This window comes from Streptomyces sp. NPDC090106 (genome assembly GCF_044747265.1).
Taxonomy (GTDB): domain Bacteria; phylum Actinomycetota; class Actinomycetes; order Streptomycetales; family Streptomycetaceae; genus Streptomyces.
In genome coordinates, this window is record NZ_JBIVDS010000021.1 from 14,103 (window position 1) to 27,282 (window position 13,180).

Sequence of the window (13,180 nt, forward strand, 5' to 3'; positions counted from 1 at the left end):
CAGAGGTGACGAAATGCCTTATGGATCGGATTGTCACTAGATCATGCGATGTGGTGGCGGGAGCGTAACACCTTTCGGGAATCGGCCGGCCCGGTGTCCAGCCCGCGTCCCCTGCGCCTGCGCGCGGCTCCCTTGAGGGGCCCGCACTCCGTTCCGGCGCCCGGAGGGACGGTTGCGTGTGTCACGGCGAATCGCCTCCGTCCTGCTGGATCAGCACGTTGATCCGCTGCTCCAGGCTGCGGCGCAGATGCGTGCGGACGGCGGTGTGGGCCCGTTCGGGATCGTGGTCGTGCAGGGCGCCCAGAATCGCGTCGTGCTCCTCGCGCAGCGGCTCGATCCCACCGAAAGGCGACGGAGGCCCGCTGTCGTAGATCCGCAGCCGCGCGGTGAGCTTCACCAGCAGTTCGGTGATGGTGGCGTTGTGGCCCGCCTGCCAGAGCAGTTCGTGGAAGCGGAAACTCGCCGCCCGTGCCGCGGCCTCGCCACCGTCCTGGGAGGCCGCTTCGATGACGACGTCCTGCTGGCGGCGAAGGCGCGCCAGGTCCAGCTCAGTGGCCCGCAGGGCGGCCGAAGCGGCAGCCTCCGCCTCCAGGGCGATCCGGGCCTCGTAGATCTCCACGACGTCCTCCGCGGTACCGGACCGCACGCGGAAGCCGCGCTGCGCCCGTTCCAGCAGACCGTCGTGCTCCAGCAGCGCCAGCGCCTCGCGCATCGGCGTGCGGGAGACGCCGTACTGGCCGCTCAGCGCGGTCTCCATCAGGGACGACTCGGGCGGGAAGCGGCCGTCCATCACGTCACGGCGCAGCCGCCAGTACAGGTCCGACCCGACATCGGTCGGTGATCCCTGTGGTGCCGGATCGAGCTGAGGCGTCGGTTCGGGCGCAGTGGGCTTGGGCTTGGGCATGACGTCCCTCGGTCGCCCGCTCTGCGGCGACACGGCTGGATGGAGCGGATACGGACAACCCCACAGTACAGGACGCGTATACCTGCGTATACGCTGAGCGGGAACAGAGTGTTCACCGGACCACGGCAACATCGGGGCCGCCCGGCAGATCGCTTCCGGCCGGTCACGCGAGCCGGACACCACGAAAGGCGGGCCTGTGCCCTCACACGCTTCCGGTGCACCGCAGAGCGAGATCCTCATAGGCCCGGACGAACTCGCCGCACTGCTCGGCGCGCAGGGCCGTACGCCACTGCCGGGGGACTCCCACCTGTCCCGCCCCGCGCCGGTTCTCCTGCTGGACACCACCGTCGTCCTGGCGCCGCCCGAGCACGACGGCGACTACCGCTCACGCTCCGGGCAGGAGGGCTGGCGCGAGGTGCACATCCCGGGATCCCTGCACGTGGACCTCCTCACCCGCTTCACCGACCCCGGCGCGCCGTACCACTTCGCCCACCCCTCGCGGGACGCCGTCCGCCGGGAACTGGCCGCGCTGGGCGCCACCGAAGACACCGTCGTCGTCCTCTACGACCAAGGCGCCACGCAGTGGGCGGCCCGCCTGTGGTGGGTTCTGCGTGACGCGGGAATCCCCGCCCGGGTGCTGGACGGCGGCCTCCCCGCATGGACCCGGGCCGGACGTCCCACCGTCGCCGCCGAGGGGCGCGACCGCACCGAGGTGTCGCCGGGTCAACCCCCCTCTCACGCGCAGCGGGACCCCTTCCCGCGAGCCGCCGCGGCCGACGCCTCCCGGCAGTCCCTGTGGGCCGGCAAGCACGAGGTCTTGGCCATCAGCGAGGGGCGCGCCGTCGGCACCCTGGTGTGCGCGCTGGGGCCGGCACACTTCGACGGCACGGCTCCCACCCGGTACAGCAGGCGAGGCCGCATCCCGGCGAGTGTCAACCTGCCTGCCCACGACGCGACCGTCCCCGATGGACGCCTGCTGACCGGCGGCGCGCTCACGTCGTATGCCGACCGGCTGCGCGTCGACGATCGCGGCGGTCCGGTGGTCATCTACTGCGGCGGAGGAATCTCCGCCTCCCTGACCGCACTTGCCCTCACCCTCGCAGGAGCCGGTGAAGTCCTGCTCTACGACGGCTCGTTGGAGGAGTGGACGGCCGATGAGCGGCTTCCGCTCCTCACCGGTCCATGACGGGCACTGCCCTTCCGTGCACGGCATCGATCTCTGTGTCCCGATCCCCGGTCGGCCCGAGAACGCGAACGGCTCTGGTCCCGATCCGAGCATGCAGACCAAGGAGACTCTGGCCCGACCGGGGTGCTCGCTCCGCCGGATCCGTGCCCCGGCCGTCCGTCGGAAGGCCCGTCGTCTACCGCCCGGGGCAGGCCACGGAGACCGCTCTCACGCCGGGTAGGGGGCGGCCTCGCGTGCCGACTTGAGCGCGCCCGCCCACCAGGCCAACTGGTCGAGCACCGTTTTGGCGTACCCGGGGGCCTGGGGGTCGAGCGGACGGCCGTCCTGCCAGACCTTGTAGTAGTGGGGGAAGGCGAGACCGTCGCGGATGGTCACCGCATGCAGCTCGGTCAGTACGTTCTCCAGGTGCAGAACCGCGTGCCGGCCGCCCGCCGCGCCCCCGTAGCTGACGAAGGCGACGGGCTTGGCGGTCCACTGGGTGAAGTGCCAGTCGATGGCCGCTTTGAGGGAGGCGGGGTAGCTGTGGTTGTACTCGGGTGTGATCACGACGAACGCGTCCGCGCTCGCCAGCGCGGTCGTCAGCGGCCGCATCCCGGCCGGGCGGGGGTAGTCGTCCCCGGCGTACTTCGGCGATGCCGCGGGCAGTGACAGCGGGATCTCGAAGTCGGCCAGATCCACGATCTCCGCGTCGAAACCACCGTGCAGGCCCACCTGTTCGACGACCCAGGAGGCCACCACCGGGCCGAACCGTCCCTCCCGGACGCTTGCGACGATGACCACCAGCTTCAGCGTGTTGATGTCCATGCCCACACCCTTGCGGCGGCCCCCGGCCACAGCCAGACCGGGCTCAGGCTGGCCCCAGCAGGGCCACCGTGCGCCCGCCGTGAGCGGCCCGGACCGCCCTATTCTCAAGGGATGGGTACGCCGTTGGGGGACTTCATCCGGGCCAAGCGCGACAGCATCCAGCCGCAGACACTGGGTTTGCCGGACCGAGGCCGCCGACGCGCACCCGGGCTACGGCGCCAGGATCTCGCGGCGCGCGCCGGCATCAGCGTCGAATACCTGACCCGCATCGAACAGGGACGTGACCGCAACCCCTCGGTGGCGGTGGTCAACGCCCTTGCCGACGCCCTCAGTCTCTCCCCCTCGGAGCGCGACCACCTGCGTCACCTCACAAAGATCACGGGCGGGGAATGCACCGCTCATCCCTTGTCCCCGCTCTCGTCCCGGCATGTGCGAGCCGGCGTTGTGCAGACACTCCGTCTCCTCGAACCGGGCATGGCCGTGCTCACCAATCGGCTGGGCGACATCCTCGCCCACACCCGCGCATACGAGTCGGTGGTCGACGGGAGCGGACTGCTCGACGCCGAGGCCCCGAACCTCACCCGCTACGTCTTCACCGATGCCCGCGCCCGCAGCCTCTTCGCCGACTGGGAGGAGGTCGCCGACGAGCAGGCATTCGATCTACGGCTCTCCTACTCCGCCGAGAACGCCGAGCGGTTCACCGCGGAACTGGCATCCTTCGCCGGCTCCGACCTGACCCGCCGCCTGAACCGGCACGTCGTTCCGCCACGTGGCGTGCTCCGTCTCAGTCATCCAGCCGGATGCGAGCTCCGGCTGGAGCGTGAAACCCTTGAGCTCCCCGCGGAACAACAACAGTTGATCGTCTATCTCCCCGCGGATGACGCGACCGCCCAGGCGGTCGAACGGCTCCGCCACCTGCCTCGGCACGGCACGCTTCGAGTCATCTCCTGAGGCGTCACACCGACCTCCATGAGCGCAGGTGAGCGAGGGAGCCTTGAGATGGGGACGTCAGGCGTAAGGCCTCGCCGTCGGCGAGGACGACCCGCGCCAAGTCAGAACTCGCGGAGCGCGTCGCGGAGATGGCGGCCGGTGCGGTCGGTGCCTCGGTCGTCCCGGACCAGGCCGCGACGGCGTAGTTCCGGGACCAGCCCGTCGGTGACCTCGATGACGTACTTGCGGCTCACGCGCAGGCCCGGGGCGTGGAACAGGAAGCCGTCGCCGCCGACCGCTTCGGCGATCTCTTCCAACCGGTCGGCGACGGTGGCCGGGGAACCCACCAGGTCGCCCTTGCGTCGACCGACGTCGCCCGTGATGAGTTCGCGCAGCGTGCGGCCCCGTCCGCCCTCCACCATGGCGCGCAGCGTGCCGCGTTCGCCGTTGGTGACCAGGTCGTCGGGGAGCGGCTGGTCGAGATCGAAGGCGGAGAAGTCGATGTCCGTGACATCGGAGATGCCCACCAGGCTGCGTTCGATGAACAGCGGGTCCTCGACGCGGGCCTGGACGCGCTGCCAGGCGTGTTCGTCGGTGTCGCCCAGCGTCGGGGACACCAGGAACAGCACCTTCACGTCGTCGGGATCGCGGCCGGACTCGGCGGCGCCGCGGCGGATGTCGTCGCGGTAGGCGCGCATGTCCTCCACGGTGGAGGCGGGCGCCACGACGGTGTCGGCGTACTTGGCCCCGAGAGCCCGGCCCTTGGGGGAGCCGCCCGCCTGGGCGAGGACGGGGAAGTGCTGCGGGGAGGGCACGGTGTTGAGCGGACCGCGAGAGCGGTAGAAGCGGCCCTCGAAGTCGATGTCGTGCACCTTGGTGTGGTCGATGTAGGTCCGGGTGGTCCGGTCGCGGACCACGGCGCCGGGTTCCCAGGAACCCCACAACCGCCGTACGAGGTCGACGTATTCGTCGGCCTTCTCGTAGCGCAGGTCGTGCTCGGGGAGGGTGTCGTGGCCGAAGTTCTGGGCGGCGCGGTCCTCGGCGGAGGTGACGATGTTCCAGCCGACACGGCCCCGGGAGAGGTGGTCCAGCGTCGACACCAGCCGGGCCAGCAGATACGGCGGGTAGAACGAGGTGGACAGGGTGACGATGAAGCCGAGGCGGTCGGTGGCCTGCGCGAGCAGCGGGACCAGCGGGGCGGGGTCGAGCTTGGGTGAGTGCTGGGCGTGGCGCAGTTCGGCCTCGAAGGAGCCGCCGTAGGTGTCGGCGACCATGAGCTTGTCCTCCAACAGGACGTAGTCGAAGCCGGCGCGGTCGAGTTGGCGGGCGATGTCGACGTAGACCTCGCCGGACCAGTCGTGGCCTCCGTCGGACCATTGCTCGTCCCAGCCGTCGACGGTGTAGTTGAGGAACCAGCCCAGGTGGAAACGGCGGTCGGTCATCGGGGGCTTCCTTTCGTGCGGAGTCCGGCGGCGCCGGAGCGTCTCTCGAGGGTGGCGACCAGCCGCATCACGGGCAGCGCGACCACGGCGTAGAAGATGCCTGCGACGGCGAGGACTTCCACGTACTGGAAGGTGGTGGAGCCGATCGCGTAGGCGCGGCCGGTGAGTTCGGGTACGGAGACGGCGAAGGCCAGGGACGTCGCCTGGAACATCTGGACGGACAGCCCGAGCAGCGGGGGCAGCGCCACGCGCAGAGCCTGCGGGAGGATCACATGGCGTAGGGCGTCCGTACGGGTGAGGGCCAGCGCGTCGGCCGCCTCGCGCTGTCCGTGCGGGACGGACTGGAGGGCGGCGCGGATGATCTCGCTGGAGTAGGCGGCGACGCTGAAGCCGATCGCGAGCCAGACCGTGGGGACGGCGTCGAGGCGGACTCCGGCGCCGGGCAGCCCGTAGTAGACGAACTGGAGCGCCACCACGACGGGTGTGCCGCGGCCCGTCTCGACCAGGGCGATCGCGGGCCAGGCGACGGCCCGGCGGCGGGCCGAGGAGAGCAGGGCGAGCAGGAGCCCGGCGGGCAGGCCCCAGGCGAGGCTGACGCCGGTCAGCCGGAGAGTGACCCCGAGTCCGTCGAGGAGGTCGGGGAGCCAGTCGGTGACGCCGGTGTTCATCGCGCCACCTTCTTGCGCAGCCGGTGGTCGAGGTAGCGGGAGAGCAGGGCGACGGGGACGCTGATCGCGATGTAGAGGGCGACGGCGACGCCGTAGGCGGGCAGGCCGTGGCCGGTGGACCGGGCCTCCTCGACCGTGTGGAAGGCGATCTCCGTGACCCCGATGACGCTGGGGATGGAGGAGTCCTTGAGCAGGGTGAGGGCGAAAGTGGTGACGGAGGGCAGCGCGATCCGGGCCGCCTGCGGGGCGACAACGGTGACGAACGCCGCGGTGCGGGGCAGGGCGAGGGCGCGGGTCGCCTCCCACTGGCCGGGATCGACGGCGGCGACGGCTCCCCGGTAGGTCTCGGCGAGGTAGGCGGCCGACACACCCGCGAGCGTGAGGATCGCGGCCTGGACGGCGTCGAGGCGTATCTCTCCGACGGACAGACCGAAGTAGAGCAGGAACAGCCAGACCAGGATGGGTATGGCCCGCACCAGGTCGACGACGGCCCGCACGGGCAGGCGCGCGAGGGGGTGGCCGGCGCGCAGGCCCGCCGCGAGGGGTACGGCGAGCAGGGCGCCGAGGGTGAAGGAGGCGGCCGTGATGCCGAGGGTGAGCGGGACGCCCTGGAGGACGGCGGTGAACAGGTCCATGGTCAGCGGCTCTTGACGGAGGCGAGGAAGCGGCGGGCGCGGGCATGGGTGGGGGAGCCGAAGACCGCGCGGGGTGTGCCGGCCTCGACGACTCCTCCGTCCGCCATCACGACGACCTGTTCGGAGACCTCCTCGGCGAACCGCATCTCGTGGGTGACGACGAGCATCGTGCGGCCCTCGGCGGCGAGCGAGCGCATCACCGCCAGTACGTCCAGGGCGAGTTCGGGGTCGAGCGCGGAGGTGGGCTCGTCGAACAGGAGGACCCTCGGGTCCAGGGCGAGGGCGCGGGCGATGGCCACGCGCTGCTGCTGGCCGCCGGAGAGGGTGTGCGGAGGGGCGTCGGCCTTGTCGGACAGCCCTACCCGGGCGAGGAGTTCACGGGAGCGGTGTTCGGCGTCGGCGCGGGGGCGGCCCAGGGCGCGGCGCTGGGCGAGGGTGATGTTCCGTTCGGCGGTCAGGTGCGGGAAGAGGTTGAAGGACTGGAAGACCATGCCGACGGTCCGGTTCAGAGCGGTGCGCCGGGTCCGGTCCAGCCGGTCGTGCGCGGAGTAGTCGACGCCGTCGACGGTGACGGTGCCCGCGTCCGGGGTCTCCAGGCGGTTCACGCAGCGCAGCAGGGTGCTCTTGCCGGAGCCGCTCGGGCCGATCACGGCGGTGACGGTGCCGGGGCGGACGTCGAGGTCGATGTCCTCGAACACGGGTTGCCCGTGGAAGGACTTGGTGAGTCCGCGCAGGCGCAGGGAGGCACCGGTCTCCGTCGCGCCGTCCTTCGCGGGTGCGGTCATGTCAGTCCTCGCTCTCCTGGGCCGCGTCCAGCGCCGCGTGCAGCAGCGCGTTCGCGCCGTCGACGGCCCACTGGTGGCGGATGTCCTCGCTCTCGTGGTGGCTGATCCCGCCCACACAGGGGATGAAGATCATCGCGGTGGGCGTCACGCGCGCCAGGTGCACGGAGTCGTGTCCGGCGCCGGACACCAGGTCCCGGTTGCTGAGGCCGAGCCGCTCGGCGACCGCGCGGACGCCTGCGACGGCCCTGGGGTCGAACACCGTGGGCGGCTGGGAGAGGACCGGCTCGATGGTCACCTCGGTGCCCGTGGCGCGGGCGACGTCGGCCGTCAGCTCCTCCAGGGCCCGCTCGGCGCGGTCCAGGACGGCGTCCTCGGGATGGCGTACGTCGAGCGCGAGGCGTACCGAACCAGGTATGGAATTGCGGGAGTTGGGCGAGACGACGATCTCGCCGGTGGTGGCCCGCAGCTCCGGGGAGAGCCGGTCGGCGAGTTCGCTGACGGCCCGCACGACGGCACCGGCGGCCACCAGGGCGTCCCGGCGGAGCGCCATCGGGGTGGTGCCGCTGTGGCCGCCCTCGCCGCGCACCGACACGTCGTACCAGCGGATGCCGTACACCCCGGTGACGACGCCGATGTCGACGCCCTCGGCCTCCAGGACGGGCCCCTGTTCGATGTGCACCTCCAGGGCGCGGTGCAGCCGCCGGGGGACGCCGCCCCAGGCGCCGGCGTAGCCGATGCGGGCGAGCTCCCCGCCGAGAGTGGCTCCGGAGGTGTCCGTGCGGGCGAGAGCGGCGTCGAGGTCGTGGGCGCCGGAGTAGACGGCGGAGCCGAGCATGCTGGGGCTGAACCGCGATCCCTCCTCGTTGGTCCAGTCGGCCAGGACGAGGGAGCGACGGGTGGCCACCCCGGCGTCGTCGAGGGCACGCAGCACCTCCAGTCCCGCGTGGACGCCGTAGGTCCCGTCGTAACGGCCGCCGAGCGGCTGGGAGTCCAGATGGGAGCCGATCAGGACGGGCGGCAGGTCGGGTTCGGTGCCCTGCCGGGTGACGAAGACGTTGCCGACGGGATCCACGGCGACCGCCCAGCCGCGCTCGCGTGCCGCCGCGACGAGATGGTCGCGGGCCGCGCGGTCGTGGTCGCCGAGCGCGAGCCGGTCGAGGCCGCCGCCGGGGGTGGCGCCGAATGCGGACACCTCGCGCAGCGAATTCCACAGGCGCTCGGAATCGACGGCGAGCGCCGATTCACAGGTCTTCTCGGTCACGTGCCTGACTCTTTCCGGGGCGGATGCATGACATGGGGTACCCGAATGACACTACGGGCCCGTGCCGCTCTTTTTCCATGGACATTTGTTGAAAGATTGTGTCTTCGACGATTGTCTATTTACCTCTCCGTCGGCGGCGGGTCATGCTGCTCGTACAGCCGGTCGGACCGTCCGGTAGTGGAGCACTCGGAGAGAGCACGCACATGAGATCGAGAACGTCGTTCAGGGCCTTGGCCACCGCCGTCGGAGCGCTGCTCGTGGGGACGCTCACCGCGTGCGGCGGTGCCTCGTCCTCGGACTCCGCGAGCAGCTCCAACGCCCCCTTCGACACCATCAGCGCTGGTGAACTCACCGTCGGCGTACCGACGTTCCCGCCGTTCTCCAGCATCGAGGACGGCCGGATCGTCGGCCCGGACGGCGATGTCGTCTACCGGATCGCCAAGAAGTACGGACTGAAGGTGGTGGCCCGCCCGTACGAATTCTCCGCCCTCATTCCGGCCGTCCGGCAGAAGCGGATCGACATAGCGATCGGTTCCATTTTCCGGACGAAGGAACGCGCGAAAGTGGTCGACTTCACCGATCCCATCTACCTGGAACCGGGCTCCGTCATCTCGAAGACCGGAATCTCCACAGTGGCCGGACTGAAGGGGAAAAAGGTCGGCACGGTCCAGGGTTACAACTGGGTCGAGGACATCGACAACGAACTCGGCGGTGAATTGAAGCAGTATCCGTCGTCGGTGGAACTCAAGCAGGATCTGGAAGCCGGACGTCTCGACGCCGGTCTGGACAGCTACGGCACCGCCCTGCACCTGTACGGCGACTCCGGTCTCACGGTGAAGGCCCTGGAGAAGGACGACCGGCTGGCCGCGGCGACCACGCCCGGACAGGTCGCCTTCGTCCTCGCGAAGAACGACGCGGACCTCAAGGACGGCCTCGACAAGGTGATAGCCACCCTGCACGAGGACGGCGGGATCGCCGCCGCCCTGAAGAAGGCGGGCCTGGACCCGGCCAAGGCCGAGACCGGGAAGCCGGCGTACCTGTGAGCGATCCGTCGCGCGCATCGGGCCGGGCGGACGCCGCGCGGGGGGCGGCGTCCGCCCGGCCGGTCCCGGCCGAACCGCCGCGGGTCGCCGTCCTGGTCCCGGCCACGGACACCGCGGTCGAACTGGAGCTGCCGGGTCTGATCGAGGGCCGGGCGAGCCTGCACATCGCCCGGATGCGGTTGCCGTCGGTGACGCCCGCCGACCTGATCGCCATGGAGGAGGACGCGGTCCGCCAGGCGGAAGCGCTCGCACCGATCCGGCCCGTGCTGACCGTGTTCGCCTGCACGAGCGGCAGCTTCGTGCGGGGCCGGGCGGACGAGGCCCGGCTGGTCGACCGGCTGACGGAGGCCGCCGGAGCTCCCGTGATCACCGCCGCCGCAGCCATGGTGGCGGCGCTGCGGGCCCAGGGCGGCCGGGTCCGGCTGCGGGCGTCGTACACCGACGATCTGGTGACCGCCGAGCGCCGGTACCTGGAGGATCACGGACTCACGGTCACCGATGCGCGAGGGCTGGGTATCACCGAGGACGAGGAGACGGCGCGGGTCACCGCCGAGGAGCTCGTCCGGTTCGCCCGGGACGTGCCGGACGGGGACGACGCCACGGTGACCATGCTCAGCTGCACCAATCTGCGGACGGCGCGGGCCCACACGCAGCTGCGGCGCGGGATCGGGCTGCCGGTGGTGAGCAGCAACCTGGCGTTGGCGCAGGCGGTACTGGCCGCGCTGCCGCACGGGTGAGAGGGCCTGGTGCGGGCCGTGCCCGGCGACGGACGGGGCCCGGCGCGGCCCGCGCCGCAGAGCCGACCGGGCCCGGTGCGCGCCGCGGGTCACAGCTCACCCCGGAGCTCGGCGAAGGTGAGCCCCAGGTGGAGCCGGAGGCGGGCCACACCGTCGTGGAGCGAGAGACCCGTCAGCTCCGACGCCTGATCGAGCCGGTAGTAGAGCGTGCCCCGGTGGACGTTGAGGGACTCGGCGGTCCGCTTGTGGTTCCCTCCCGTGTCGAGGAACGCCTTCACCGTCCTTGCCAGGGCCAGGCCCCGGTCGTTGGCGAGCAGCGTCCTTACCTCGGAGGGCGGTTGGAGGTCCTGTCCGCCGAGGGAACGGCGTAGTTCTCCGAGGAGTTCGTAGGCGGGGACGTCGTCCGCGAACCGCACCGCGGGGCTGTCGGCGCGCTGCTCGGACACGGTCAGCAGGTCGCGCAGGGCGTCGACCGAGGGGCTCTCCGGTTCCTCCGGCAGGCAGCGGGGCGACACCGCGAGGCGAGGCACCAGATAGGCGGGCAGCGTGTCAGGTCCGAGTCCGGCCACGGCCCTGGTCAGTGCCGGGCCCAGCCGGTGCCGCTCCAAGGCGTCCGCACGTCCCGCGAGCGTGAGCACGACGTCGCCGTCCGAGCGGATCTCCGCGCTGACCCGGAGGCCGGGCGCGACCGCGCTCAAGGCGTCGGCGAGCGCGGCACCGAATCCCTGCTGTCCTGCGGCTGCCGGATCGATGACCCCGGTGGGCACCGCCCGGGCGACGGCCAACCGGTAAGGAGTGTCAGGCTTGAAGGGCTCGGGCCGGGTGCCGGCGCCGAGGTCGCCCGTGCGCCGGGCGTGGTCGGCGGCCGGTTCGGCGAGCAGGTTCCCGACGGTGCGACCGAAGGAACGCAGCCGGTCCCCGGTGAACGTCGCGTCCGGGTCGATCACCCACACGTGCCCCACCAAGGTGCTGTGCCGGTCCCGGACGGGCACGTACACCCGGCCCAGTTCGAGGCCGTCGAAGGGTGCGATCCGCTGGGGGTGCAGGGCCTCGTTGATGCGCTGGTCCCGCAGCAGCCGCGTCCGTACGTGGGGCGCGGCCGGGCGGCCGAGGAGCAGTTGCATCCGGCTGCTGTCGATGAGGCCGTGGTGCGGGGTGGAGGCGATCGGGATCATCCGGGCGTCGTCGAGCGCCACGGGGCGCCGGATCAGCCCGGCGAGCGTGTCCAGGGTGTGCGTGAGGTCAGCCATGTGCCTGAGGTTTCGGGGTTCATGTGAGGGATGAGGAGCAGCGCGGAGCGCTCCGTGGTGTGCCGGAAGCGGCGATCAACACATGGAGGAGGAGACACGCAGCAGGTCGACGTAGCGTCGGCCGTAGAACCCCTGTGGCATGAGCGGCACGATACCTCCCCTTTTCCGGCGGGCCGGGGGGCGTCCCAGCATCCGGGCGGGACACGTCGGACGCGGGCACCGCTGCGCAGGGATGGGACGCCTTCCCCGCCAGAGGCGCGAGGTCACCGCCGGCGGTCACCGTGGAGCAGGTCGGCGGACAGTTCCGGATGCCCCTGCACACCGAGGGGGCCCTCCTGCGGCAGAAGCCGCTCCTTGGAGAACCTCGCCCATGGAGCCGGACCTGACCTCTGCCCGTGAGGAGTGTCAGGGAGACCGGCGGCCTCCCGTGAGCCGCACGCGGCTCACGGGAGGATCTGCGGGCCGTAGCGGGCGACGCAGAAGGACCGCAGCCGCCGTGCCGTCTCCGCGAGCGCCTCGGCGGCGTGGTGACGGGGGTCCCAGGCGGCGAAGAGCCGGATGTCCAGGGGGTGGTTGCGCGCGGTCACCGGGATGCCCACCAGGTCGTAGCGGGGATCGTCCGAGACCACGGCCACACCCCGGCCCGCCGCCGCCAGCGCCTGCGCGACCTGCGCGTTGCCGCACTCGATCGCGTCGGTGACCACCAGCCCCTCCGCGGTGAGTGCCTCCTGGAGCAGCAGCCGGGGGCGGAAGGAGCGGTCGAGCAGGATCAGCGGCAGGTCCACCAGCTCGTCCAGACGCACCCCGGCCCGGTCCGCCAGGGGGTGCCCCCGGGGGATGTAGGCCAGCATCGGCAGCACGGCCAGCGCGAGGGTGTGCCACTCCGCCGCCGGTGTGTGGGTGACGATGGCCAGATCCGTACCCTTGCGCAGCGTCTCCAGCGCGCGTGGCCCGTCCGTCTCGACGACCTCGGGCAGCGGGTCGTCGGCCCCGAGCGTCGCGATGAACGGCGCCACGATGTCCGTGAGGGTCGTCGTCGGCGCGGCGATCGTGAGGGTGACGAGCCGTCCCGCCGCGATGGTCGCCGCCGCCGTGCGCGCGGCATCGGCGCTGTACAGGACGGCCCGCGCGTGCCCGAGGAACTGCTTGCCCGCCGCGGACAGGTGCAGCCGGCCCGCGCGGCGGTCGAAGAGACCCACGCCCAGTTCCCGTTCCAGCTCCTTGACCTGACGGGACAGCGCGGGCTGGGTGACCCTGACCCGCTCGGCCGCCGCGCTCACGGAACCCGCCTCGGCGACGGCCACGAAATACGTGAGGGTACGCAGTTCCATCCTCCGAGTATGCCGTGTGGGCATGGGGTGCAGAAAAAAACGGCACTGGTGTGCATAGATGAACGTGGGTCAACCTGTCCGTGCGGATCAGTTTCCGGCCATGTGAACCCACGGGTACCCGCGGCCGGTGACGGGATCCTCGGCACCCCGCGGCACCCCCGTGACCCGGTCCCGCCCCGTACGCCACGGCAGGCGTCCGCTGCG

At 71.5% G+C, this 13,180-nt stretch carries 14 protein-coding genes; 4 read left to right on the forward strand and 10 right to left on the reverse strand.

What is annotated here, in order from left to right:
- Positions 1-181 precede the first annotated feature (181 nt).
- Positions 182-904, reverse strand: a complete 723-nt coding sequence (locus tag ACIPSE_RS43045; protein WP_401674638.1) for a GntR family transcriptional regulator — start codon at positions 902-904, stop codon at positions 182-184.
- A gap of 196 nt (positions 905-1,100) precedes the next feature.
- Here ACIPSE_RS43045 and ACIPSE_RS43050 point away from each other — a divergent pair, with 196 nt between their 5' ends.
- Entirely contained in the window at positions 1,101-2,090 is a 990-nt protein-coding gene (locus tag ACIPSE_RS43050) for a sulfurtransferase (RefSeq protein ID WP_401674641.1), read from the forward strand.
- Positions 2,091-2,297: 207 nt separating this feature from the next.
- Here the strand turns inward: ACIPSE_RS43050 and ACIPSE_RS43055 are convergent, their stop codons facing one another.
- Positions 2,298-2,894, reverse strand: a complete 597-nt coding sequence (locus ACIPSE_RS43055) for an NADPH-dependent FMN reductase (RefSeq protein ID WP_401674644.1) — start codon at positions 2,892-2,894, stop codon at positions 2,298-2,300.
- Between the two features lie 111 nt (positions 2,895-3,005).
- Between ACIPSE_RS43055 and ACIPSE_RS43060 the strand changes: the two genes are divergently transcribed.
- Positions 3,006-3,845 carry a helix-turn-helix domain-containing protein gene (locus tag ACIPSE_RS43060; protein WP_401674647.1) on the forward strand — a complete coding sequence of 280 codons (840 nt, stop codon included), beginning with the start codon at positions 3,006-3,008 and terminating at the stop codon, positions 3,843-3,845.
- A 101-nt stretch (positions 3,846-3,946) separates the two neighbouring features.
- Here ACIPSE_RS43060 and ACIPSE_RS43065 read toward each other — a convergent pair whose 3' ends face one another.
- The 5 genes from ACIPSE_RS43065 to ACIPSE_RS43085 are packed head-to-tail and all read right to left on the reverse strand — an operon-like array spanning position 3,947 to position 8,615.
- Positions 3,947-5,266, reverse strand: coding sequence for an NtaA/DmoA family FMN-dependent monooxygenase (locus ACIPSE_RS43065; RefSeq protein ID WP_401674650.1), 1,320 nt, complete (start codon positions 5,264-5,266; stop codon positions 3,947-3,949).
- Positions 5,263-5,934 (reverse strand): amino acid ABC transporter permease, encoded by a 672-nt coding sequence (locus tag ACIPSE_RS43070; RefSeq protein ID WP_401674653.1) that lies wholly within the window; start codon positions 5,932-5,934, stop codon positions 5,263-5,265. The genes ACIPSE_RS43065 and ACIPSE_RS43070 overlap by 4 nt, the downstream gene beginning before the upstream one ends.
- Positions 5,931-6,569 carry an amino acid ABC transporter permease gene (locus ACIPSE_RS43075; protein ID WP_401674656.1) on the reverse strand — a complete coding sequence of 213 codons (639 nt, stop codon included), beginning with the start codon at positions 6,567-6,569 and terminating at the stop codon, positions 5,931-5,933. Before ACIPSE_RS43075 ends, ACIPSE_RS43070 begins: the two co-directional genes overlap by 4 nt.
- Before the next feature lie 2 nt (positions 6,570-6,571).
- Entirely contained in the window at positions 6,572-7,354 is a 783-nt protein-coding gene (locus ACIPSE_RS43080) for an amino acid ABC transporter ATP-binding protein (protein WP_401674659.1), read from the reverse strand.
- Between the two features lies 1 nt (position 7,355).
- Positions 7,356-8,615, reverse strand: a complete 1,260-nt coding sequence (locus tag ACIPSE_RS43085) for a Zn-dependent hydrolase (protein WP_401674661.1) — start codon at positions 8,613-8,615, stop codon at positions 7,356-7,358.
- 203 nt (positions 8,616-8,818) lie between these two features.
- Between ACIPSE_RS43085 and ACIPSE_RS43090 the strand changes: the two genes are divergently transcribed.
- Positions 8,819-9,658, forward strand: coding sequence for an ABC transporter substrate-binding protein (locus tag ACIPSE_RS43090; protein WP_401674664.1), 840 nt, complete (start codon positions 8,819-8,821; stop codon positions 9,656-9,658).
- Positions 9,655-10,395, forward strand: coding sequence for an aspartate/glutamate racemase family protein (locus ACIPSE_RS43095; RefSeq protein ID WP_401674666.1), 741 nt, complete (start codon positions 9,655-9,657; stop codon positions 10,393-10,395). Before ACIPSE_RS43090 ends, ACIPSE_RS43095 begins: the two co-directional genes overlap by 4 nt.
- An 89-nt stretch (positions 10,396-10,484) precedes the next feature.
- Here the strand turns inward: ACIPSE_RS43095 and ACIPSE_RS43100 are convergent, their stop codons facing one another.
- The 3 genes from ACIPSE_RS43100 to ACIPSE_RS43110 form a co-directional block, all read right to left on the reverse strand.
- Positions 10,485-11,645 carry a helix-turn-helix domain-containing protein gene (locus ACIPSE_RS43100; protein WP_401674669.1) on the reverse strand — a complete coding sequence of 387 codons (1,161 nt, stop codon included), beginning with the start codon at positions 11,643-11,645 and terminating at the stop codon, positions 10,485-10,487.
- A 75-nt stretch (positions 11,646-11,720) separates the two neighbouring features.
- Entirely contained in the window at positions 11,721-11,837 is a 117-nt protein-coding gene (locus ACIPSE_RS43105; RefSeq protein ID WP_401674672.1) for a putative leader peptide, read from the reverse strand.
- A gap of 251 nt (positions 11,838-12,088) precedes the next feature.
- Entirely contained in the window at positions 12,089-12,976 is an 888-nt protein-coding gene (locus tag ACIPSE_RS43110; protein WP_401674675.1) for a LysR substrate-binding domain-containing protein, read from the reverse strand.
- Between the last annotated feature and the right edge of the window lie 204 nt (positions 12,977-13,180).

Excerpts from the sequence above, each read along its gene's own strand:
- ACIPSE_RS43080 (WP_401674659.1), bottom strand. The coding sequence starts at position 7,354 with ATGACCGCACCCGCGAAGGACGGCGCGACGGAGACCGGTGCCTCCCTG.
- ACIPSE_RS43055 (WP_401674644.1), bottom strand. The coding sequence starts at position 2,894 with ATGGACATCAACACGCTGAAGCTGGTGGTCATCGTCGCAAGCGTCCGG.
- ACIPSE_RS43090 (WP_401674664.1), top strand. The coding sequence starts at position 8,819 with ATGAGATCGAGAACGTCGTTCAGGGCCTTGGCCACCGCCGTCGGAGCG.
- ACIPSE_RS43045 (WP_401674638.1), bottom strand. The coding sequence starts at position 904 with ATGCCCAAGCCCAAGCCCACTGCGCCCGAACCGACGCCTCAGCTCGAT.
- ACIPSE_RS43110 (WP_401674675.1), bottom strand. The coding sequence starts at position 12,976 with ATGGAACTGCGTACCCTCACGTATTTCGTGGCCGTCGCCGAGGCGGGT.
- ACIPSE_RS43100 (WP_401674669.1), bottom strand. The coding sequence starts at position 11,645 with ATGGCTGACCTCACGCACACCCTGGACACGCTCGCCGGGCTGATCCGG.
- ACIPSE_RS43065 (WP_401674650.1), bottom strand. The coding sequence starts at position 5,266 with ATGACCGACCGCCGTTTCCACCTGGGCTGGTTCCTCAACTACACCGTC.
- ACIPSE_RS43060 (WP_401674647.1), top strand. The coding sequence starts at position 3,006 with ATGGGTACGCCGTTGGGGGACTTCATCCGGGCCAAGCGCGACAGCATC.
- ACIPSE_RS43105 (WP_401674672.1), bottom strand. The coding sequence starts at position 11,837 with ATGCTGGGACGCCCCCCGGCCCGCCGGAAAAGGGGAGGTATCGTGCCG.
- ACIPSE_RS43070 (WP_401674653.1), bottom strand. The coding sequence starts at position 5,934 with ATGAACACCGGCGTCACCGACTGGCTCCCCGACCTCCTCGACGGACTC.
- ACIPSE_RS43075 (WP_401674656.1), bottom strand. The coding sequence starts at position 6,569 with ATGGACCTGTTCACCGCCGTCCTCCAGGGCGTCCCGCTCACCCTCGGC.